This window comes from Staphylococcus sp. FSL W8-0305 (assembly GCF_037966415.1).
Classification (GTDB): Bacteria; Bacillota; Bacilli; order Staphylococcales; family Staphylococcaceae; genus Staphylococcus; species Staphylococcus aureus.
The window spans coordinates 1103399-1128734 of the sequence record NZ_CP150198.1 but is presented as its reverse complement, the minus strand read 5'-3'; the positions used below and the strand labels follow the sequence as shown (position 1 = coordinate 1128734).

General features: G+C 32.2%; 17 protein-coding genes. 12 read left to right on the top strand and 5 right to left on the bottom strand.

The window, feature by feature from the left end; translation table 11 throughout:
* The first annotated feature begins 92 nt into the window (after positions 1-92).
* Positions 93-1337: a Glu/Leu/Phe/Val dehydrogenase gene (locus NST10_RS05545; RefSeq protein ID WP_000138487.1), complete on the top strand. Its 1245-nt coding sequence runs from the start codon at positions 93-95 to the stop codon at positions 1335-1337.
* 338 nt (positions 1338-1675) lie between these two features.
* On the opposite strand, the gene NST10_RS05540 is transcribed toward NST10_RS05545, so the two are convergent.
* The 3 genes from NST10_RS05540 to NST10_RS05530 all read right to left on the bottom strand — a co-directional run bounded on the left by NST10_RS05540 (position 1676) and on the right by NST10_RS05530 (position 5421).
* The gene (locus tag NST10_RS05540) at positions 1676-2605 is read right to left on the bottom strand and encodes a glycerophosphodiester phosphodiesterase (RefSeq protein ID WP_000185311.1); all 930 of its coding nucleotides are present in this window, start codon (positions 2603-2605) and stop codon (positions 1676-1678) included.
* A gap of 241 nt (positions 2606-2846) precedes the next feature.
* Complete coding sequence (gene argH, locus NST10_RS05535) at positions 2847-4226, bottom strand: argininosuccinate lyase (RefSeq protein WP_339211751.1); 1380 nt, start codon at positions 4224-4226, stop codon at positions 2847-2849.
* Complete coding sequence (locus NST10_RS05530) at positions 4216-5421, bottom strand: argininosuccinate synthase (protein WP_000660054.1); 1206 nt, start codon at positions 5419-5421, stop codon at positions 4216-4218. The genes argH and NST10_RS05530 overlap by 11 nt, the downstream gene beginning before the upstream one ends.
* A gap of 350 nt (positions 5422-5771) precedes the next feature.
* Between NST10_RS05530 and NST10_RS05525 the strand changes: the two genes are divergently transcribed.
* From NST10_RS05525 to NST10_RS05485, 9 genes are all read left to right on the top strand, one after another.
* The gene (locus tag NST10_RS05525) at positions 5772-7103 is read left to right on the top strand and encodes a glucose-6-phosphate isomerase (protein WP_000148855.1); all 1332 of its coding nucleotides are present in this window, start codon (positions 5772-5774) and stop codon (positions 7101-7103) included.
* 325 nt (positions 7104-7428) lie between these two features.
* Positions 7429-8004 (top strand): TVP38/TMEM64 family protein, encoded by a 576-nt coding sequence (locus NST10_RS05520; protein WP_000007960.1) that lies wholly within the window; start codon positions 7429-7431, stop codon positions 8002-8004.
* A 4-nt stretch (positions 8005-8008) separates the two neighbouring features.
* On the top strand, positions 8009-8533 hold the full coding sequence (gene lepB / locus NST10_RS05515) for a signal peptidase I (protein ID WP_303661706.1): 525 nt from the start codon (positions 8009-8011) through the stop codon (positions 8531-8533).
* Between the two features lie 15 nt (positions 8534-8548).
* Positions 8549-9124 carry a signal peptidase I gene (gene lepB / locus NST10_RS05510; RefSeq protein WP_000711897.1) on the top strand — a complete coding sequence of 192 codons (576 nt, stop codon included), beginning with the start codon at positions 8549-8551 and terminating at the stop codon, positions 9122-9124.
* Between the two features lie 159 nt (positions 9125-9283).
* Positions 9284-12760 carry a helicase-exonuclease AddAB subunit AddB gene (addB, locus tag NST10_RS05505; RefSeq protein WP_339211749.1) on the top strand — a complete coding sequence of 1159 codons (3477 nt, stop codon included), beginning with the start codon at positions 9284-9286 and terminating at the stop codon, positions 12758-12760.
* Positions 12761-16414, top strand: a complete 3654-nt coding sequence (addA, locus tag NST10_RS05500) for a helicase-exonuclease AddAB subunit AddA (RefSeq protein ID WP_000154949.1) — start codon at positions 12761-12763, stop codon at positions 16412-16414.
* A gap of 165 nt (positions 16415-16579) precedes the next feature.
* Positions 16580-17482, top strand: a complete 903-nt coding sequence (locus NST10_RS05495) for a fumarylacetoacetate hydrolase family protein (protein ID WP_000670755.1) — start codon at positions 16580-16582, stop codon at positions 17480-17482.
* Between the two features lie 325 nt (positions 17483-17807).
* A complete protein-coding gene (locus NST10_RS05490) occupies positions 17808-18197 on the top strand; it encodes a YisL family protein (protein ID WP_000902813.1) in 390 nt (129 codons plus the stop codon).
* A 376-nt stretch (positions 18198-18573) separates the two neighbouring features.
* Positions 18574-20220 (top strand): IS1182-like element ISSau3 family transposase, encoded by a 1647-nt coding sequence (locus tag NST10_RS05485; protein WP_000277741.1) that lies wholly within the window; start codon positions 18574-18576, stop codon positions 20218-20220.
* 71 nt (positions 20221-20291) lie between these two features.
* Here the strand turns inward: NST10_RS05485 and NST10_RS05480 are convergent, their stop codons facing one another.
* Together NST10_RS05480 and NST10_RS05475 are read right to left on the bottom strand one after the other, a co-directional pair.
* Positions 20292-21608, bottom strand: a complete 1317-nt coding sequence (locus tag NST10_RS05480) for a CoA-disulfide reductase (RefSeq protein WP_001124494.1) — start codon at positions 21606-21608, stop codon at positions 20292-20294.
* A 51-nt stretch (positions 21609-21659) separates the two neighbouring features.
* A complete protein-coding gene (locus NST10_RS05475) occupies positions 21660-22484 on the bottom strand; it encodes a Cof-type HAD-IIB family hydrolase (RefSeq protein WP_001182437.1) in 825 nt (274 codons plus the stop codon).
* A gap of 113 nt (positions 22485-22597) precedes the next feature.
* Here NST10_RS05475 and NST10_RS05470 point away from each other — a divergent pair, with 113 nt between their 5' ends.
* Both NST10_RS05470 and NST10_RS05465 read left to right on the top strand, forming a co-directional pair.
* Complete coding sequence (locus tag NST10_RS05470; protein WP_000390575.1) at positions 22598-22906, top strand: metal-sulfur cluster assembly factor; 309 nt, start codon at positions 22598-22600, stop codon at positions 22904-22906.
* Positions 22907-23485: 579 nt separating this feature from the next.
* Positions 23486-25300 carry an acyltransferase family protein gene (locus tag NST10_RS05465; RefSeq protein ID WP_001044234.1) on the top strand — a complete coding sequence of 605 codons (1815 nt, stop codon included), beginning with the start codon at positions 23486-23488 and terminating at the stop codon, positions 25298-25300.
* Positions 25301-25336 lie beyond the last annotated feature (36 nt).

Here is a 25336-nt window from a genome sequence, read left to right as displayed (position 1 = left end):
CAATCAGTTTGTAAGGGCTTTAAAAAGGAATACGTTATGTTACAATATGTTTGAAAGCGAAATCATTAGGTAAAGAAGAGGCGAAAAGGATCATGACTGAGAACAATAATTTAGTAACTTCTACTCAAGGAATTATTAAAGAAGCATTGCATAAATTGGGATTTGACGAAGGAATGTACGATTTAATTAAAGAACCTTTAAGAATGTTACAAGTGCGTATCCCTGTACGAATGGATGATGGCACTGTTAAAACATTCACAGGTTACCGTGCGCAACATAATGATGCTGTTGGACCAACAAAAGGGGGCGTGCGTTTCCACCCAGATGTTGATGAAGAAGAAGTAAAAGCATTATCAATGTGGATGACTTTGAAATGTGGCATTGTTAACTTACCATACGGTGGTGGTAAGGGTGGTATCGTTTGTGATCCACGTCAAATGAGCATTCATGAAGTTGAACGTTTATCACGCGGATATGTAAGAGCAATTTCACAATTCGTAGGTCCGAACAAAGATATTCCAGCACCAGATGTATTTACAAACTCACAAATTATGGCTTGGATGATGGATGAATATAGTGCATTAGATAAATTTAATTCACCAGGTTTCATCACAGGTAAACCAATTGTATTGGGTGGTTCTCATGGACGCGATAGATCAACTGCACTAGGTGTAGTTATTGCAATTGAACAAGCTGCAAAACGTCGTAATATGCAAATTGAAGGTGCCAAGGTTGTTATTCAAGGTTTCGGTAATGCCGGAAGTTTCTTAGCTAAATTCTTATATGATTTAGGTGCAAAAATTGTAGGTATCTCTGATGCTTACGGTGCATTACACGATCCAAATGGCTTAGATATAGATTATTTATTAGACCGTCGTGATAGTTTTGGTACGGTAACAAATTTATTTGAAGAAACAATCTCAAATAAAGAATTGTTTGAATTAGATTGTGACATTTTAGTACCAGCGGCTATTTCAAACCAAATTACAGAAGACAATGCACATGATATTAAAGCTAGCATCGTTGTTGAAGCTGCTAATGGACCTACAACACCAGAGGCAACACGTATTTTAACTGAACGTGGTATATTATTAGTTCCAGACGTATTAGCAAGTGCTGGTGGTGTAACGGTTTCATACTTCGAATGGGTACAAAATAATCAAGGTTATTATTGGTCTGAAGAAGAAGTTAATGAAAAGCTACGTGAAAAATTAGAAGCGGCATTTGATACGATTTACGAATTGTCTCAAAATCGAAAAATAGATATGAGACTTGCAGCATATATCATAGGTATTAAACGTACAGCAGAAGCAGCTAGATATCGTGGTTGGGCATAATTAATTATCATATGTGATTTAACGAGCTTGGGACAGAAAACAAAGCCCTAAGCTCGTTAATTATATTTTAGCAGTAGTTGACTGAATAAAAATACACTTGTAACAAGCTTATTTCAAAAATAGCCGGGGCCCCAGCACAGAAGCTGGCGAAAAGTCAGCTTACAATAATGTGCAAGTTGGGGTGGGCCCCCAACACAGAGAATTTCTAATTAAACGCTCAACTATATATAGTTGAGCAAAAAGACAGCAGTAGGATAATTTCAATTTGGAAATATCTTACTGCTGTTTTTTATAGTAATAGCTATATTTTTGTATTTATGTTTTCTAGTTTAACAATACTATTTAATGACTTCTTTATATTTATCAGCGAAATTTGTAAAGACACCATCAACGCCGTATTTATTTAATCGTAACATATCAGCTTTTTCATTCACTGTATAAGGATGTACTATAAATCCTAAGTCTTTTAAATGATGGGTATTTTGTTCAGTTAAATCTGTATAATCAGGACCTAATCCAATCGCATAAGAGCGTATCTCTTTTAAGCGTTGGTCGTTAAATTGTTGTAGTTCACCTTTATCAACTAATTTTACTAATGGCACATGCTTATTTTGACGATGAATTTTCTTTAAACTTTCGTCAGAAAATGATTGAATCATTACATGTCCATTTTTTAATTTATTTTTATTTAAAAGGTGATGCTTTTTCAATGAAGCTAATAATTGTTCTTCCATTCCTGGGTATACATCAGGTGACTTTGTTTCAATATAATAGTTTGCATTTGGACCATAACGTTCTAAAATTTCATCTAAAGTGGGTACTTTAGCATTTTTATAACTTGCTCTTGCGTATTTTGGATATTTTTTATTAAACCAACTTCCTGCATCTAACTGTTTTAATTCATCAAGGGTATAATCCTCAACTTTACCGTGTCCATTTGTTGTACGGTTAACATTTTCATCATGCATAGCAACTAAATGGCCATCTTTGGTACGTTGTAAATCAATTTCGATATACGATGCTTTTAACTCATTATGACTCTTATCATATGCTTGAAACGTATGCTCGGGTGCATAGCCACTTGCGCCACGATGTGCGATAGTAGTGAATCGCTCATTCGTTAAATTTGTATGCCATTGAATAGCCTGAGGTTTATTTGCAATATGATTAGTTTGTTCAGCGCCAGCAGTAGGTACTGATAAAAATCCCATAGTAAAAACAGCAGAAGCAGCCATAAATTTAGTGAAGCTTTTCGAAGAGTTAGTCATAGTCTTTATCCTTTCATCTCTTTATTTGTAGTCTAACAATTTTAAAATACTACAAAAACCTGCTTGTGAAAACGCTTTACACATTTCTTTTACAATTTATAACATTTCTGTAATATAAATTTAAAAGAATTATCAAACATTTTAGGAATCTTAAAAATGTGATGTTCAACAAGACGAAGAGAGCATTAAAATACCCACAATGTAATTTTCATAGACATTGTGGGTAGGTAGATTAACGTATTTATTGTGATAGTAATTGTTTAGCAACATCAAGTTGTTGTTTGACCGATGATTGACCCGTAGAACCGTAACTTTGACGTCGTTTTAAGCAATTTTCAGGCTGCAAATAATCGTAAATATCGGCATCGATACTAGAATGATGTTGTTGATATGTTGATAAAGGAACATCTAATAAATAATGACCTTGTTGTATACATTCTAAGACGATTTTTCCTACAATTTCATGTGCAGTTCTAAATGGAATATTTTTAGTTACTAAATAATCTGCTAGTTCCGTTGCATTTGAAAAATCTTCTTTAACAGTTTGATTGAGTCGTTCTTTATTAATGGTCATCGTTTGAATCATACCTTCGAAAATACGTAAAGAACCTTTAATTGTATGGACAGCATCGAATAAACCTTCTTTATCTTCCTGCATATCTTTGTTATATGCTAGAGGTAATCCTTTTAAAGTCATAAGCATGCTCATTAAATGACCAGTCGTTCGACCAACTTTACCTCTAATTAATTCTGCCATATCAGGATTTTTCTTTTGTGGCATAATAGATGAGCCAGTAGAAAATGCATCTGATAATGTAATGAATTTAGCTTCGTCTGTGGACCAGAAAATAATTTCCTCTGCAAAACGTGATAAGTGAACCATCGTTAAAGAAATATTATGCAATGTTTCAATAATATAGTCTCTGTCACTAACAGCATCTAGGCTATTCTCATAGAGGCTGCCAAAGTTCAACAATGCTGTTGTCTCGTGTCTATCGATAGGGTATGTGGTACCACTTAAGGCTGCTGCACCTAAAGGATTAATATCGATTCGTTTTAAACTATCTTCAAATCGTTGTTGGTCTCGTTGTAACATCCAAAAATAAGTCATAATATGATGTGCAAATGAAATTGGTTGTGCACGCTGTAAATGAGTATAACCAGGCATAATTGTATCAACATTATTGGAAGCGATGTCTACAATTACACTTTGTAACGACTTAATTAATGCGATGATATCTTGCACTTGTTTCTTAGTGTACAAGTGCATGTCTGTTGCAACTTGATCGTTTCTACTGCGTCCAGTATGCAACTTACCACCAGCATCACCAATACGTTTAATTAATTCATGTTCAATATTTAAATGAATATCTTCTAATGATGCATTAAATTGAATTTGATCTTGATGATAATCATGTTGAATAGATTTTAGTCCTTGTATAATTTGTTCGCTGTCTTGTTGACTAATAATGCCTTGATTCGCAAGCATAGTTGCATGCGCAATGCTGCCTTCGATATCTTGATCTATGAGCGTTTGATCAAAAGTAATGGATGCGTTAAAGTCGTCAACCCACTCTTCAGGTTGTACTTCAAATCTACCGCCCCAAGCTTTATTGCTCATTGCTATAGCCTCCATGTAACATCGCATTTACTTGAGTAGGTAAACCATAGATATCGATAAAGCCAACAGCAGCGTCTTGATTAAATGCATCTTCTTTTGTATAAGTTGCTAATTTTTCATCATATAATGTGTAAGGTGATTTTCTACCATTCACGATAGCATTACCTTTGAATAATTTAATTCTGACATCACCACTTACGTATTGCTGAGTACTATCAATAAATAATTTCAAGCTATCAGTTAAAGGTGAGAACCAAAGTCCATTGTATAGTTGTTCAGCAAATTGCTTCTCAATGATTGGTTTAAAGTGTGCAACATCTTTCGTTAACGTAATCGTTTCTAATGCTTTATGTGCTTTTAAAATAACTTCTGCAGCAGGTGCTTCATAAATTTCTCTTGATTTGATACCTACAAGTCTATTTTCTACATGGTCAATTCTTCCGATACCATGCTTACCAGCTAATGCATTCAACGTTAAAATTAAATCGTCTAATTCATATGTTTTGCCATCAATTTGAACTGGGATGCCTTTATCAAACGTTAAAATGATTTCATCAGCAGTATCTGGTGTTTCTTCTAAAGCATTTGTTAGATCGAACGCATCCTCTGGTGGTGCAGCATAAGGATCTTCTAAAATACCACATTCATTCGCTCTGCCCCATAGGTTTTGATCGATAGAATAAGGTGAATCATGGTTAATTGATACAGGGATATTATGTTTAATTGCATAATCAATTTCTTCTTCACGACTCCATGCCCACTCACGTACAGGTGCGAATGCTTTCAATGATGGGTTTAATGCTTTAATGGCAACTTCGAAACGTACTTGGTCATTCCCTTTACCAGTACAACCATGTGCAATACCTACTGAATTTGTTTTCTCAGCAATCTCTACTAATTTTTTAGCGATTAATGGTCTTGATAAAGCAGAAACTAATGGATATGCATTTTCATACATTAAATTTCCTTTGATTGCATAACTTACATACTCATCACTAAATTCTTTTGTTGCATCAATAATATGACATTCAACAGCTCGCATATCTAAAGCTTTTTTATAAACGATGTCTAAATCTTTACCTTCACCAACATCTAGGCAACAAGCTACAACGTCGTATCCTTTGTCGATAAGCCATTGAACGGCCACACTTGTATCTAGTCCTCCTGAATATGCTAAAACAATTTTCTCTTTCATAAAATTCACCTCATTGTAGTTATCTGAATATTTCGTATGAACACATGATAGCAAACTTTTAATGAAAATAAAACCATTATTTTACATATTTATTCATAAAATATGATAGAGGTAGTTAGAGTTGTAAGTATAAATACTTATTTATCAATGTTTAAAAGTGTTTTAAAAAACATGCAAATTGTATAAAAAATGTTTGAGTGTTTGACGCCGGTTTGAAATGTTTGTTGAAAAATAGGTGTGAAACGTCACATAAATATCAATTTTATTGATTAAGTACAAACTTGTGAATTGAATCGCAAACGTAAACTTAGTAAAATTAAGATATTAAATGAAACAGGAGGCTTTTATAGATGACTCATATTCAATTAGATTTTAGTAAAACGTTAGAATTTTTCGGTGAACACGAATTAAAACAACAACAAGAAATTGTTAAATCAATTCACAAAACAATTCATGAAGGTACTGGTGCAGGTAGTGACTTCTTAGGCTGGGTTGATTTACCAGTTGATTACGACAAAGAAGAATTTTCAAGAATTGTTGAAGCATCAAAACGCATTAAAGAAAATTCTGATGTTTTAGTAGTCATCGGTATTGGTGGTTCTTACTTAGGTGCACGTGCAGCAATCGAAATGTTAACGTCATCATTTAGAAACAGCAATGAATACCCTGAAATTGTATTTGTTGGTAATCACTTATCATCAACATACACTAAAGAGTTAGTTGATTATTTAGCAGACAAAGATTTCTCTGTAAACGTTATTTCTAAATCTGGTACAACTACAGAACCAGCAGTTGCATTTAGATTGTTCAAACAATTAGTTGAAGAAAGATACGGTAAAGAAGAAGCACAAAAACGTATATTTGCAACAACGGATAAAGAAAAAGGTGCTTTAAAACAGTTGGCTACAAACGAAGGTTATGAAACGTTTATCGTACCTGATGATGTAGGTGGAAGATATTCTGTTTTAACAGCAGTAGGATTATTACCAATTGCAACAGCTGGAATTAACATCGAAGCTATGATGATTGGTGCTGCAAAAGCACGTGAAGAATTATCTTCAGATAAATTAGAAGAAAACATTGCATACCAATATGCGACAATTCGAAACATTTTATATGCAAAAGGTTATACAACAGAAATGTTGATTAACTATGAACCATCTATGCAATACTTTAATGAATGGTGGAAACAATTATTTGGTGAATCAGAAGGTAAAGACTTCAAAGGTATTTATCCTTCAAGTGCCAACTACACAACTGATTTACATTCTTTAGGTCAATATGTACAAGAAGGCCGTCGTTTCTTATTCGAAACAGTTGTAAAAGTAAATCATCCTAAATATGATATTACTATTGAAAAAGATAGTGATGATCTAGACGGATTAAATTATTTAGCTGGTAAAACAATCGATGAAGTTAACACAAAAGCATTCGAAGGTACATTATTAGCGCATACTGATGGTGGTGTTCCTAACATGGTAGTGAACATTCCACAATTAGATGAAGAAACTTTCGGTTATGTCGTATACTTCTTCGAACTTGCTTGTGCAATGAGTGGATACCAATTAGGCGTAAATCCATTTAACCAACCTGGTGTAGAAGCATATAAACAAAACATGTTCGCATTATTAGGTAAACCTGGTTTTGAAGACTTGAAAAAAGAATTAGAAGAACGTTTATAAAATACATTACTTCAATGATTAGTGAAGTTTGAAAAGATAGAACTAGACGTTAACTATTTAAAGCATATTTCCGAGATTGTCATTACAAATGTAAAAATGTAATGACAACCTCGTTTTTATTTTATATGCAAGATATAGGTTACTAGCTAATGTGACAAGATGTTAAGAGAAAATTAAAGAGAAAATAATATCTGCCATACAATAAAATTGTTATACTACTAGAGACTGATTTATTAGCATGATTACATGTTAATGTTTCTTTACTTAGTAATTAACTTTATAATGTAAGAATAATTATCTTCAGCCAAAGAAAGGGATTGATGATTTGTCGTTTCATCAAGTAGAAGAATGGTTTGAGATATTTCGACAGTTTGGTTATTTACCTGGATTCATATTGTTATATATAAGAGCGATTATTCCAGTATTTCCATTAGCACTCTATATTTTAATTAATATTCAAGCCTATGGACCTATTTTAGGTATATTGATTAGTTGGCTTGGATTAATTTCTGGAACATTTACAGTCTATTTGATCTGTAAACGATTGGTGGATACTGAAAGGATGCAGCGAATTAAACAACGTACTGCTGTTCAACGCTTGATTAGTTTTATTGATCGCCAAGGATTAATCCCATTATTTATTTTACTTTGTTTTCCTTTTACGCCAAATACATTAATAAATTTTGTAGCGAGTCTATCTCATATTAGACCTAAATATTATTTCATTGTTTTGGCATCATCAAAGTTAGTTTCAACAATTATTTTAGGTTATTTAGGAAAGGAAATTACTACAATTTTAACGCATCCTTTAAGAGGGATATTAATGTTAGTTGTGTTGATTGTATTTTGGATTGTTGGAAAAAAGTTAGAACAGCATTTTATGGGGTCGAAAAAGGAGTGACATCGTGAAAAAAGTTGTAAAATATTTGATTTCATTGATACTTGCTATTATCATTGTACTGTTCATACAAACTTTTGTAATAGTTGGTCATGTCATTCCGAATAATGATATGTCACCAACCCTTAACAAAGGGGATCGTGTTATTGTAAATAAAATTAAAGTTACATTTAATCAATTGAATAATGGTGATATCATTACATATAGGCGTGGTAACGAGATATATACTAGTCGAATTATTGCCAAGCCTGGTCAATCAATGGCGTTTCGTCAGGGACAATTATACCGTGATGACCGACCGGTTGACGCATCTTATGCCAAGAACAGAAAAATTAAAGATTTTAGTTTGCGCAATTTTAAAAAATTAGATGGAGATATTATACCGCCTAACAATTTTGTTGTGCTAAATGATCATGATAACAATCAGCATGATTCTAGACAATTTGGTTTAATTGATAAAAAGGATATTATTGGTAATATAAGTTTGAGATATTATCCTTTTTCAAAATGGACGATTCAGTTCAAATCTTAAAAAGAGGTGTCAAAATTGAAAAAAGAATTATTGGAATGGATTATTTCAATTGCAGTCGCTTTTGTCATTTTATTTATAGTAGGTAAATTTATTGTTACACCATATACAATTAAAGGTGAATCAATGGATCCAACTTTGAAAGATGGCGAGCGAGTAGCTGTAAACATTATTGGATATAAAACAGGTGGTTTGGAAAAAGGTAATGTAGTTGTCTTCCATGCAAACAAAAATGATGACTATGTTAAACGTGTCATCGGTGTTCCTGGTGATAAAGTAGAATATAAAAATGATACATTATATGTCAATGGCAAAAAACAAGATGAACCATATTTAAACTACAATTTAAAACATAAACAAGGTGATTACATTACTGGGACTTTCCAAGTTAAAGATTTACCGAATGCGAACCCTAAATCAAATGTAATTCCAAAAGGTAAATATTTAGTGCTTGGGGATAATCGTGAAGTAAGTAAAGATAGCCGTGCGTTTGGCCTCATTGATGAAGACCAAATTGTTGGTAAAGTTTCGTTTAGATTCTGGCCATTCAGCGAATTTAAATATAATTTCAATCCTGAAAATACTAAAAATTAATATGAAACAAATACAACATCGTTTGTCGGTTTTAATACTGATAAACGATGTTTTATTTTGTAATAGGTATGATAAAAGCTAAGTTCGAAATGAACTTATAATAAATCAATCACAATCACTTTGTGTTAAAATATGTGTCAAAGGAAGTGAGGGTTTGTCATGACATTACATGCTTATTTAGGTAGAGCGGGAACAGGTAAGTCTACGAAAATGTTGACCGAAATAAAACAAAAAATGAAAGCAGATCCGCTTGGAGATCCAATCATTTTAATTGCGCCAACTCAAAGTACATTTCAATTAGAACAAGCCTTTGTCAATGATCCGGAATTAAATGGTAGTTTAAGAACAGAAGTGTTGCATTTTGAACGATTAAGTCATCGTATTTTCCAAGAAGTTGGTAGTTATAGCGAACAAAAGTTATCTAAAGCTGCAACGGAAATGATGATTTATAACATTGTTCAAGAACAACAAAAGTATTTAAAACTTTATCAATCACAAGCAAAATATTATGGATTTAGTGAAAAATTAACAGAACAAATTCAAGATTTTAAAAAATATGCAGTAACGCCTGAACATTTAGAAAGCTTTATTGCTGATAAAAATATGCAAACTCGAACTAAAAATAAGTTAGAGGATATTGCTTTAATATACCGAGAGTTCGAACAACGCATTCAAAACGAGTTTATTACGGGTGAGGATGCATTACAATATTTTATTGATTGTATGCCGAAATCAGAGTGGCTAAAACGTGCTGATATATATATTGATGGTTTTCACAACTTTTCAACGATTGAGTATTTAATAATCAAAGGATTAATTAAATATGCGAAGAGTGTCACAATTATATTGACGACAGATGGTAACCACGATCAATTCAGTTTATTTAGAAAACCATCGGAAGTGTTACGACATATTGAAGAAATATCAAATGAACTCAATATTTCTATTGAACGTCAATATTTCAACCAATTATATCGCTTTAATAATCAAGATTTAAAGCATCTTGAACAAGAATTTGATGCACTTCAAATCAATCGAGTGGCATGTCAAGGTCATATCAATATTTTAGAATCTGCGACTATGAGAGAGGAAATAAATGAAATTGCACGACGTATCATCGTTGATATTCGTGATAAACAATTACGATATCAAGATATTGCTATTTTATATCGTGACGAGTCTTATGCTTATTTATTTGATTCCATATTACCGCTTTATAATATTCCTTATAACATTGATACAAAGCGTTCGATGACACATCATCCGGTCATGGAAATGATTCGTTCATTGATTGAAGTTATTCAATCAAATTGGCAAATTAATCCAATGCTACGCTTATTGAAGACTGATGTGTTAACGACATCATATCTAAAAAGTGCATACTTAGTTGATTTACTTGAAAATTTTGTACTTGAACGTGGTATATACGGTAAACGTTGGTTAGATGATGAGCTATTTAATGTCGAACATTTTAGCAAAATGGGGCGTAAAGCGCATAAACTTACCGAAGATGAACGTAACACATTTGAACAAGTCGTTAAGTTAAAGAAAGATGTCATTGATAAAATTTTACATTTTGAAAAGCAAATGTCACAAGCAGCAACTGTAAAAGACTTTGCAACTGCTTTTTATGAAAGTATGGAATATTTTGAACTGCCAAATCAATTGATGACAGAGCGAGATGAACTTGATTTAAATGGTAATCATGAAAAGGCGGAAGAAATTGATCAAATATGGAATGGCTTAATTCAAATCCTCGATGACTTAGTTCTAGTATTTGGAGATGAACCAATGTCGATGGAACGTTTCTTAGAAGTATTTGATATTGGTTTAGAACAATTAGAATTTGTTATGATTCCGCAAACATTGGACCAAGTTAGTATTGGTACGATGGATTTGGCTAAAGTCGACAATAAGCAACATGTTTACTTAGTTGGAATGAATGATGGTACGATGCCACAACCAGTAACTGCGTCAAGCTTGATTACAGATGAAGAAAAGAAATACTTTGAACAGCAGGCTAATGTCGAGTTAAGTCCAACATCAGATATTTTACAGATGGATGAAGCATTTGCTTGTTATGTTGCTATGACTAGAGCTAAGGGAAATGTTACATTTTCTTATAGTCTAATGGGATCAAGTGGTGATGATAAGGAAATCAGCCCATTTTTAAATCAAATTCAATCATTGTTCAACCAATTGGAAATTACTAACATTCCTCAATACCATGAAGTTAACCCATTGTCACTAATGCAACATGCTAAGCAAACCAAAATTACATTATTTGAAGCATTGCGTGCTTGGTTAGATGATGAAATTGTGGCTGATAGTTGGTTAGATGCTTATCAAGTAATTAGAGATAGCGATCATTTAAGTCAAGGTTTAGATTATTTAATGTCAGCATTAACGTTTGACAATGAAACTGTAAAATTAGGTGAAACGTTGTCTAAAGATTTATATGGTAAGGAAATCAATGCCAGTGTATCTCGATTTGAAGGTTATCAACAATGCCCATTTAAACACTATGCCTCACATGGTCTGAAACTAAATGAGCGAACGAAGTATGAACTTCAAAACTTTGATTTAGGCGATATTTTCCATTCCGTTTTAAAATATATATCTGAACGTATTAATGGTGATTTTAAACAATTAGACCTGAAAAAAATAAGACAATTAACAAATGAAGCATTGGAAGAAATTTTACCTAAAGTTCAATTTAATTTATTAAATTCTTCAGCTTACTATCGTTATTTATCAAGACGCATTGGCGCTATTGTAGAAACAACACTAAGCGCATTAAAATATCAAGGCACGTATTCAAAGTTTATGCCAAAACATTTTGAGACAAGTTTTAGAAGGAAACCAAGAACAAATGACGAATTAATTGCACAAACATTAACGACAACTCAAGGTATTCCAATTAATATTAGAGGGCAAATTGACCGTATCGATACGTATACAAAGAATGATACAAGTTTTGTTAATATCATTGACTATAAATCCTCTGAAGGTAGTGCGACACTTGATTTAACGAAAGTATATTATGGTATGCAAATGCAGATGATGACATACATGGATATCGTTTTACAAAATAAACAACGCCTTGGATTAACAGATATTGTGAAACCAGGTGGTTTATTATACTTCCATGTACATGAACCTAGAATTAAATTTAAATCTTGGGCAGATATTGATGAAGATAAATTAGAACAAGATTTAATTAAAAAGTTTAAGCTGAGTGGTTTAGTGAATGCAGACCAAACTGTTATTGATGCATTGGATATTCGTTTAGAACCTAAATTCACTTCAGATATTGTACCAGTTGGTTTGAATAAAGATGGTTCTTTGAGTAAACGAGGCAGCCAAGTTGCAGATGAAGCAACGATTTATAAATTCATCCAACATAACAAAGAAAATTTTATAGAAACCGCTTCAAATATTATGGATGGACATACTGAAGTTGCACCATTAAAGTACAAACAAAAATTGCCATGTGCTTTTTGTAGTTATCAATCGGTATGTCATGTAGATGGCATGATTGATAGTAAGCGATATCGAACTGTAGATGAAACAATAAATCCAATTGAAGCAATTCAAAATATTAACATTAATGATGAATTTGGGGGTGAGCAATAGATGACAATTCCAGAGAAACCACAAGGCGTGATTTGGACTGACGCGCAATGGCAAAGTATTTACGAAACTGGACAAGATGTACTTGTTGCAGCCGCGGCAGGTTCAGGTAAAACAGCTGTACTAGTTGAGCGTATTATCCAAAAGATTTTACGTGATGGCATTGATGTCGATCGACTTTTAGTCGTAACGTTCACAAACTTAAGTGCACGTGAAATGAAGCATCGTGTAGACCAACGTATTCAAGAGGCATCGATTGCTGATCCTGCAAATGCACACTTGAAAAACCAACGCATCAAAATTCATCAAGCACAAATATCTACACTTCATAGTTTTTGCTTGAAATTAATTCAACAGCATTATGATGTATTAAATATTGACCCGAACTTTAGAACAAGCAGTGAAGCTGAAAATATTTTATTATTAGAACAAACGATAGATGAGGTCATAGAACAACATTACGATATCCTTGATCCTGCTTTTATTGAATTAACAGAGCAATTGTCTTCAGATAGAAGTGATGATCAGTTTCGAATGATTATTAAACAATTGTATTTCTTTAGCGTTGCAAATCCAAATCCTACAAATTGGTTGGATCAATTGGTGACACCATACGAAGAAGAAGCACAACAAGCGCAACTTATTCAACTACTAACAGACTTATCTAAAGTATTTATCACAGCTGCCTATGATGCTTTAAATAAGGCGTATGATTTGTTTAGTATGATGGATGGCGTCGATAAACATTTAGCTGTTATAGAAGATGAACGACGTTTAATGGGGCGTGTTTTAGAAGGTGGCTTTATTGATATATCTTATTTAACTGGTCACGAATTTGGTGCGCGTTTGCCTAATGTAACAGCGAAAATTAAAGAAGCAAATGAAATGATGGTCGATGCCTTAGAAGATGCTAAACTTCAGTATAAAAAATATAAATCATTAATTGATAAAGTGAAAAGTGATTACTTTTCAAGAGAAGCTGATGATTTGAAAGCTGATATGCAACAATTGGCGCCACGAGTAAAGTACCTTGCGCGTATTGTGAAAGATGTTATGTCAGAATTCAATCGAAAAAAGCGTAGCAAAAATATTCTGGATTTTTCTGATTATGAACATTTTGCATTACAAATTTTAACTAATGAGGATGGTTCGCCTTCAGAAATTGCCGAATCATACCGTCAACATTTTCATGAAATATTGGTCGATGAGTATCAAGATACGAACCGAGTTCAAGAGAAAATACTATCTTGCATCAAAACGGGTGATGAACATAATGGTAATTTATTTATGGTTGGAGATGTTAAGCAGTCCATTTATAAATTTAGACAAGCTGATCCAAGTTTATTTATTGAAAAGTATCAACGGTTTACTTTAGATGGAGATGGCACTGGGCGTCGAATTGATTTGTCGCAAAACTTCCGTTCTCGTAAAGAAGTACTGTCAACGACAAACTATATATTCAAACATATGATGGATGAACAAGTCGGTGAAGTAAGATATGATGAAGCAGCACAGTTGTATTATGGTGCACCATATGATGAATCGGACCATCCAGTAAACTTAAAAGTGCTTGTTGAAGCGGATCAAGAACATAGTGATTTAACTGGTAGTGAACAAGAAGCGCATTTTATAGTAGAACAAGTTAAAGATATCTTAGAACATCAAAAAGTTTTTGATATGAAAACAGGAAGCTATAGAAGTGCGACATACAAGGATATCGTTATTCTAGAACGCAGCTTTGGACAAGCTCGCAATTTACAACAAGCCTTTAAAAATGAAGATATTCCATTCCATGTTAATAGTCGTGAAGGATACTTTGAACAAACAGAAGTCCGTTTAGTATTATCATTTTTAAGAGCGATAGATAATCCATTACAAGATATTTATTTAGTTGGGTTAATGCGTTCCGTTATTTATCAGTTCAAAGAAGATGAATTAGCTCAAATTAGAATATTGAGTCCGAATGATGACTACTTCTATCAATCGATTGTAAATTACATTAATGACGAAGCAGCAGATGCTATTTTAGTTGATAAATTAAAAATGTTTTTATCAGATATTCAAAGTTACCAACAATATAGTAAAGATCATCCGGTGTATCAGTTAATTGATAAATTTTATAATGATCATTATGTTATTCAATACTTTAGTGGACTTATTGGTGGACGTGGACGACGTGCAAATCTTTATGGTTTATTTAATAAAGCTATCGAGTTTGAGAATTCAAGTTTTAGAGGTTTATATCAATTTATTCGTTTTATCGATGAATTGATTGAAAGAGGCAAAGATTTTGGTGAGGAAAATGTAGTTGGTCCAAACGATAATGTCGTTAGAATGATGACAATTCATAGTAGTAAAGGTCTAGAGTTTCCATTTGTCATTTATTCTGGATTGTCAAAAGATTTTAATAAACGTGATTTGAAACAACCAGTTATTTTAAATCAGCAATTTGGTCTCGGAATGGATTATTTTGATGTGGATAAAGAAATGGCATTTCCATCTTTAGCTTCGGTTGCATATAAAGCTGTTGCCGAAAAAGAACTTGTGTCAGAAGAAATGCGATTAGTCTATGTAGCATTAACAAGAGCGAAAGAACAACTTTATTTAATTGGTAGAGTGAAAAATGATAAATCATTACTAGAACTAGAGCAATTGTCTATTTCTGGTGAGCACATTGCTGTCAATGAACGATTAACTTCACCAAATCCGTTCCATCTTATTTATAGTATTTTATCTAAACATCAATCTGCGTCAATTCCAGATGATTTAAAATTTGAAAAAGATATAGCACAAATTGAAGATAGTAGTCGTCCGAATGTAAATATTTCAATTATATACTTTGAAGATGTGTCTACAGAAACCATTTTAGATAATGATGAATATCGTTCGGTTAATCAATTAGAAACTATGCAAAATGGTAATGAAGATGTTAAAGCACAAATTAAACACCAACTTGATTATCAATATCCATATGTAAATGATACTAAAAAGCCCTCAAAACAATCTGTTTCTGAATTGAAAAGACAATATGAAACTGAAGAAAGTGGCACAAGTTACGAACGAGTAAGGCAATATCGTATCGGTTTTTCAACGTATGAACGACCTAAATTTCTAAGTGAACAAGGTAAACGAAAAGCGAATGAAATTGGTACGTTAATGCATACAGTGATGCAACATTTACCATTCAAAAAAGAACGCATATCTGAAGTTGAGTTACATCAGTATATCGATGGATTAATCGATAAACATATTATCGAAGCAGATACGAAAAAAGATATCCGTATGGATGAAATAATGACATTTATCAATAGTGAGTTATATTCGATTATTGCTGAAGCAGAGCAAGTTTATCGTGAATTACCGTTTGTAGTTAACCAAGCATTAGTTGACCAATTGCCACAAGGAGACGAAGACGTCTCAATTATTCAAGGTATGATTGACTTAATCTTTGTTAAAGATGGTGTGCATTATTTTGTAGACTATAAAACCGATGCATTTAATCGTCGCCGTGGGATGACAGATGAAGAAATTGGTACACAATTAAAAAATAAATATAAGATACAGATGAAATATTATCAAAATACGCTTCAAACGATTCTTAATAAAGAAGTTAAAGGTTATTTATACTTCTTCAAATTTGGTACATTGCAACTGTAGTATTTTGATTTTCAAAAGAATAAAAAATAATTTCGATTAAGTGCAAAGTCCTTGTAGCAGAATGAACACAACTCATTTTCAAAATTGTCTTACTTATTTATTTGTTATTTGATAACGAAAAAAGTTATAATGTGAATTAAGATAAAGATGAGGAGTTGAGAATGAATGAAATTCTTATCATTCAAGTATAATGACAAAACTTCATATGGCGTTAAAGTAAAACGCGAAGATGCTGTATGGGATTTAACACAAGTATTTGCTGACTTTGCAGAAGGAGATTTCCATCCTAAAACATTGTTAGCTGGTTTACAACAAAATCATACTTTAGATTTTCAAGAACAAGTACGTAAAGCAGTTGTAGCAGCAGAAGATAGCGGCAAAGCTGAAGACTATAAAATTTCATTTAATGACATTGAATTCTTACCACCAGTAACACCTCCGAATAATGTGATTGCTTTTGGTAGAAATTACAAAGATCATGCGAACGAATTAAATCATGAAGTAGAAAGATTATATGTATTTACAAAAGCAGCGTCATCTTTAACAGGAGATAATGCAACAATTCCAAATCATAAAGATATTACTGATCAATTAGATTATGAAGGTGAATTAGGTATTGTTATTGGTAAGTCTGGTGAAAAGATTCCAAAAGCATTAGCTTTAGATTATGTTTACGGCTATACAATTATTAACGATATCACTGATCGCAAAGCACAAAGTGAACAAGATCAAGCATTTTTATCAAAAAGTTTAACTGGCGGTTGCCCAATGGGTCCTTATATCGTTACTAAAGACGAACTACCATTACCTGAAAATGTAAATATTGTTACAAAAGTTAACAACGAAATTAGACAAGATGGCAACACTGGCGAAATGATTCTTAAAATTGATGAATTAATAGAAGAAATTTCAAAATATGTTGCACTGCATCCGGGAGATATTATTGCAACTGGTACACCAGCAGGCGTTGGTGCAGGTATGCAACCACCAAAATTCTTACAACCAGGTGATGAAGTTAAAGTGACTATTGATAATATTGGAACGCTGACAACTTATATCGCTAAATAATTATCATTTAAAAAGCTAACCAGTCTTTATATAGATTGGTTAGTTTTTTCTTGCTTTTCTAAAAAGTGTTAAAGATCATTGTTTATAATGTTACCATTTTGAGACGAAAGTGAAATATTGATATTAAGAAGTAGTTGATTATTTTACAGTAGATGCACAGTATTCTAATAAGTAATAAAATGTCATGTTCTTCCTCTAAAATATAGAAGTGTGGTAAAATATATATTTGTGTATGAACAAATAATGATTAAATTATAAGAAAGTGGGTATTTATCCCACGAAGTTTTAATTTAATAACTAAAATTATTAAAGTGGGGGAATTAATATGTTACATTTACATATTTTAAGTTGGGTATTAGCAATCATTTTATTTATCGCTACATACTTAAATATTTCAAAAAATCAAGGTGGTACGCCATATTTCAAACCATTACATATGGTGCTACGATTATTTATGCTGTTGACGTTAATTTCAGGATTTTGGATATTAATTCAGTCATTTATGAATGGCGGGGCAAATCATATGTTGCTTACATTGAAAATGCTGTGTGGTGTAGCAGTAGTTGGATTGATGGAAGTGTCGATTGCTAAAAGAAAGAGACATGAACAAAGTCACACAATGTTTTGGATAACAATTGCATTAATTATCATCACAATGGTATTAGGTGTCATTCTACCGTTAGGGCCTATATCAAAATTATTCGGTATTGGCTAATTGATAAGACATATAGTATATGACATAAGGCATGGACAATTATTAGTCCAAGACCTTATGTCTTTTTTGATTCTAAAAATGTTTAAACAAAAAAAATGAGTCTGGGACATAAATCCCTAAAAAAACAGCAGTAAGATAATTTTCAATTAGAAAATATCTTACTGCTGTTCTCTATTTATACAATACTTCGTATTGAATGGCTTCGCTTTCCTAGGGTGCCGTCTCAGCCTTGGTCTTCGACTGGCACTGCTCCCTCAGGAGTCTCGCCATTAATACTACGTATTAACATGTAATTTTACTTTGAAATACTTTAAAAAAATAAGACACTTTCGTATAATTTAATAAATACCACTAAACTAAATTAACGAGGTGCCTTATGTATAAAAATTATAACATGACCCAACTTACACTACCAATAGAAACTTCTGTTAGAATTCCTCAAAATGATATTTCACGATATGTTAATGAAATTGTTGAAACGATACCTGATAGCGAATTCGATGAATTCAGACATCATCGTGGCGCAACATCCTATCATCCAAAAATGATGTTAAAAATTATCTTATATGCATACACTCAATCTGTATTTTCTGGTCGTAGAATAGAGAAATTACTTCATGACAGTATTCGAATGATGTGGTTAGCTCAAAATCAAACACCTTCTTATAAAACTATTAATCGTTTTAGAGTAAATCCTAATACTGATGCATTAATTGAATCTTTATTTATTCAGTTTCATAGTCAATGTTTAAAGCAAAATCTTATTGATGATAATTCAATTTTTATTGATGGTACAAAAGTAGAAGCTAATGCCAATAGGTATACATTTGTGTGGAAGAAAAGTATTCAAAATCACGAATCGAAATTGAACGAAAATTCAAAAGCATTATATCGTGACTTAGTTGAAGAAAAAATAATACCAGAGATAAAAGAAGATGGAGATAGCGATTTAACAATAGAAGAAATAGATTTAATTGGTAGTCATTTAGATAAAGAAATCGAAGATTTAAATCATTCTATTCAGAACGAAGATTGTACTCAAATTAGAAAACAGACCCGTAAAAAAAGAACTGAGATTAAGAAGTTCAAAAAGAAATTTGATGATTATTCCGAAAGAAAAAGTAAATATGAAGAACAAAAATCGATTCTTAAAGATAGAAATAGCTTTTCTAAAACTGATCATGATGCAACTTTTATGAGAATGAAGGAAGACCATATGAAAAATGGCCAACTTAAGCCAGGATACAATTTACAAATAGCGACAAATTCTCAATTTGTTTTATCCTATGACCTATTTCAAAACCCGACAGATACTAGAACTTTAATTCCATTTTTAACAATGATTCAAAATACCTTCGGTTATTTACCGGAGTATATTGTAGCTGATGCAGGTTATGGTAGTGAGCAAAACTATATGGCTATTATAGATGATTTTAATAAAACGCCACTTATTACGTATGGTATGTTTATTAAAGATAAAACGAGAAAGTTTAAAAGTGACATTTTTAACACTCAAAACTGGAAATATGACGAACTTAATGATGAATTTATATGTCCTAATAACAAAAGAATAGGTTTTAAAAGATATGCATACCGTAATGATAGATATGGTTTTAAACGTGACTTCAAACTATATGAATGCGATGACTGTTCAGCATGTTCTTTGAGGCAACAATGCATGAAGCCAAATTCGAAATCCAATAAGAAAATCATGAAGAATTATAATTGGGAATACTTTAAAGCCCAAATTAATCAAAAGCTTTCTGAACCAGAAACGAAAAAAATCTATAGTCAAAGAAAAATTGATGTAGAGCCTGTTTTTGGATTTATGAAGGCTATTTTGGGTTTCACTCGAATGTCAGTTCGAGGAATAAATAAAGTTAAACGAGAGCTAGGTTTTGTATTAATGGCACTTAATATAAGGAAAATAGTAGCTCGACGAGCTGTATATTATCAAATACATTTAAAAAAAGCTGATTTCTATCAAATAATTAATAGAAATCAGCTTTTTTACATTGCCTAAGAACTTAATGTCCCAAGCTCAACAAAATTCTAACCTAGACAATTAAGATTAGATTGAATCGCATGATTCATTTATTTAGCTTTGTAACCAATCATATTGATTAAATCTTTAGGGTGGCTATATGGTGGTGCATAAGCCACTTCAAACTCAGTTAACTCATCTACAGTTAGCTGGTTCATCATTGCCATCGATAGTACATCAATACGTTTATCTGCGCCTTCTTTTCCTACTGCAGCTGCTCTTAAAATCTGACGGTTTGAAGTGTCATAATATACTCTTAAGTGTAAAGGGGAATTTCCTGGGTAATAATTCGCGTGTGCACCTTGAGTGACTTCCACCATTTTATAGTCAAATTGCTTTAGTTCGTTTGGTTTAACGCCGACACTCGCAAATGTATAATCAAAGAACTTCACAATATTGTTGCCTAAGAAGCCTTTGAATTCAATAGTGTCATTTCCAGCAATTTGTTCGGCAACAATACTTGCTGCACGGTGAGCGCCCCAAGCTAAAGGAACACTAGCCGGTAGATCGACATGTCGATAATGTGATGTTGCAATATCGCCTATTACATAAATGTTTGGAACATTTGTTTCAAATTTATCGTTTACCGGTATGAAACCTTTTCGATCAAGTTTGATATTTGAACTTTCGATAAATTTTGAATTGGGGTGAGTACCGACACCTTCAATAATCATATCGTAATGTTCAACTTTTCCTGATTTAAATGTAATTTCATTTCCATTGATAGCATCAATTTCCTCATTTAAACGGTATGGAATCTCCCGCTTATCTAATTCATCAAGTATAGGTTGATTCATATCGGCATCCATTAATTTATTTATCTTATCAGATCGATGAATTAAAGTAGGGTGTAAACCACGTTCATAAAGATTTTCAAGAACTTCTAATGAAACATACCCTGCACCTACAACCAATACTTTATCAACTTGATTTGCTTTGATGAATTGATCGATAGCATCAGTGTCTTCTAAATTTCTAAGTGTAAATGTAATATCACTTTCAAAGCCAAGGCTATTTGCACTTGCACCAGGGCTTAAAATGAGTTTATCGTATGATTCTTCAAATTGTTCGTTGGTCTTTCTATTTAATACAGATACAGTTTGTCTTTCATCATTGATTGCAATAACTTCATGATAAGTTTTTACTGTAATTTGTTTTCTATCATAAAATTTTTCAGGTGTATACGCTAAAGCATATTTTCTATCTTCAACAACTTCGCCAATGACATAAGGCAATGCACAATTAGCAAAGCTCATATCACGATCTTTTTCAAAAATAATAATGTCACTTTCTTTATCTAAACGTCGAATTTGGCTGGCACATGTTGCTCCGCCAGCGACTGCTCCGACTACGACTATTTTGGGCATCGTAACTTACCTCCTATTGTTTTAAAATATTATAAAATGATTAGTTATAAATTAACAGTAATATCTAATATTTAAATTAAAGAAATCATTTAAATATCGACCAATTCCATCTTCATTATTGTTGAATGTAATATTGTTCGCTACATCTTTAAGTTCTTGCAAACCATTTTCCATAGCAACACCGTGACGCGCGTACTCAATCATTTCTATATCATTATCTTCATCACCGAATGCAATAATATTATTTCGTTCAATATTTAAAAATTGTCTAACTTGTTCAATGCCTCTTGCTTTATTAATTCCAAGTTTTACAATTTCAATGACAGGGAATGGTGCGCCCCAGCGTCGATGCTCAATATGATCGGCATAAAAATGAGTAAGCATATTTTTGATTTCAGGTATTTTACTTTCTTCGGCTTCAATTAAAATTGAGGTAGGGGATTCTTTCAAGTGGACAAGTAAATTACCAGTTTGAATTCTTGGATTACCCATTGAAAAACCTTCAAATAATCTTGGATCATGATTATTAATGAAAACATAATCTTTCACTTCTGCAATAATATTCGATACTTGATATTGTTGTAATCCTTGAATAATATTTTGTGCGATGCCTAAATCTAAAATTTCATGGCAAGTTTTGAAGTTTTTATCTTTAGGGTGATGTACGTAAGCGCCATTAAAATTAACAATTGGTGTCGTTAAATTTAATTCATGATAATACATTTGACTTGCACGATAAGGTCTGCCAGTCGCAATCATAATTTGGTGTCCACGTTGTTGTAATTCATTTAATACTTGTTTAGTATATGATGAAATTTCTTTGTTATCGTTTAATAATGTTCCGTCTAAGTCTAGACATATTAAATGTGGTTGCATATCTCTCTCCTCATAAGTTGCTTAGTTCATATAGATACATCATAGCATTTTATTGGCGTTTTGTCGGATATTTGATATATTATGAATAATATGACATTAAAGAGGTGATATGGATGGAAGAGGCATTGAAAGATAGTATCTTAGGTGCATTAGAAATGGTAATTGACCCTGAATTAGGAATTGATATCGTTAATTTAGGTTTAGTATACAAAGTGAATGTTGATGATGAAGGCGTATGTACAGTTGATATGACTTTAACATCAATGGGATGTCCAATGGGACCTCAAATTATTGATCAAGTTAAAACAGTATTAGCAGAGATTCCTGAAATTCAGGATACTGAAGTGAATATCGTATGGAGTCCACCTTGGACAAAAGATATGATGTCACGTTACGCTAAGATTGCACTTGGTGTGAGCTAACATAAACTTGCATTACTTGTAGAAATTGGAAATCCAATTGGGGCTCCGCTCCCAACTTGCATTGCTTGTAGAATTTCTTTTCGAAATTCTCTGTGTTGGGGCCCCGCAGTCAATATAACATTGTAGAGTATAATTCATTGTGAATAAGCTCCCTTCAAAGTAGACATTGAAGGGAGCCTTATTTACGTTCTAGGTTCTGACTTTATTTTGAAAATTTATATCTAACTTGTTTCAGAAAATATGAATTAAGACAGTGACTTGCACTTCTAAGAGTGCACAATTCATTTCCTATTTGAATATTTTCTTGAAAATTTCTATAATAAATTGAATTTATATTACAGTTATATTACAATACATAATACTTCATAGTTTTTAAGTTGCCGAGTTGCATTACAAATTGGATTTCGAAATAAGAATCATCATTGGTAATTTTTTAATTTAACAGTATTTTAGTCAATATGATTTTGATGATGTCGTAATTCAATAATATACATATGCATTTCAATATTCTTTTAAACAGCATAACTAAATTTAATTAAGCATCTAAGAAGAACAGTTTTAAAAGGGAAGAATGCAAAAATGAACAAAACAAAGGGTTTTACAAAATATAAGAAAATGAGATATATGCCAGGGCTCGATGGTTTGAGGGCAATCGCTGTTCTAGGAATTATTATTTACCACTTAAATAAGCAATGGTTGACAGGTGGCTTTTTAGGTGTGGATACATTTTTTGTGATCTCTGGTTATTTAATTACAAGCTTATTACTCAAAGAGTATGATGACACAGGTATCATTAAATTGAAAAGCTTTTGGATACGTCGTTTAAAACGTTTATTACCAGCAGTCATAGTTTTATTAATGGTTGTAGGGACAGCAACCTTATTATTAAAATCAGATAATATCATTAGGGTTAAACATGATATTATTGCTGCGATATTTTATGTATCAAACTGGTGGTATATAGCAAAAGATGTTAATTATTTTGAGCAATTTTCATTTATGCCATTAAAGCATTTATGGTCTTTAGCAATTGAAGAACAGTTTTACATATTTTTCCCAGTTATTTTGGTTACATTATTGTTAACAATTAAAAAGCGATACAAAATAGGATTTATTTTTTGGGGAGTATCTATAATTTCTTTAGGGTTAATGATGTTTATCTACAGTATTAATGGGGATCATTCACGAGTGTATTTTGGTACAGATACTAGATTACAGACATTGTTACTGGGTGTTATTTTAGCTTTTTTATGGCCGCCGTTTAAATTGAAAAATGATCCACCTAAAGTTGTAAAATATGTTATTGATAGCATAGGTAGTTTATCATTTATAGTACTTATATTATTATTTTTCATTATTAATGATGAGACGAATTGGATATATGATGGTGGTTTCTATTTAATATCCATATTAACGTTATTTATTATTGCCAGTGTCGTTCATCCATCTACATGGATAGCGAAGATATTTTCAAATCCAGTGTTAGTATTTATCGGGAAAAGGTCTTATAGTCTATATTTATGGCATTTTGCAGTAATTAGTTTCGTACATAGTTACTATGTAGACGGACAGATACCTGTATATGTGTACTTTATAGATATAAGTTTAACAATTATATTTGCAGAGCTATCATATCGCTTTATAGAAACTCCATTTAGAAAAGAAGGTATTAAAGCTTTAAATTGGCGATCTTCTTATATACCACAATTTATAAGAATGGTAATTGTAGTAACCTTGTTAATTCCATTTATGTTGATTTTAGTAGGTGCATTCAATAAATATGGTAAAGACATTATAGGAGAAAAAGCGAATAGCTTTGATACCACTATTGAAGATAATTATTCAATGCGGATAGCACCAATTGATAACATTCACATTGATGGCTTAGTAAGTGAGAAGAAAAAGGAATCTTCCGATGTATATAATAATATTAAACCTCTTTTAATCGGTGATTCAGTAATGGTTGATATCGGTGAGTCATTTAAGTCATCAGTTCCTAAGTCTAGAATTGATGGAAAAGTAGGGCGTCAATTGTATCAAACCTTACCTTTAGTTAAAGCGAATTATTCACAATATAAAAAATCATCTGATCAAGTCGTATTAGAATTAGGTACAAATGGCGACTTTACTGTCAAACAGCTCGACGATTTACTTAATCAATTTGGAAAAGCCAAGATTTATTTAGTTAATACACGTGTTCCAAGAATTTATGAGGCAAATGTAAATCGATTATTAGCTGACGCGGCGAAACGAAAGTCCAATGTCACATTAATTGATTGGTATAAGCGATCACAAGGACATAGTGAATATTTTGCACCAGACGGTGTACATTTAGAGTACAAAGGAGTCCTAGCTTTAAAAGATGAAATATTAAAAGCACTTAAAAAGAAATAACATATGTTTAATAAGTCTAGTTAATGTGTAACGTAA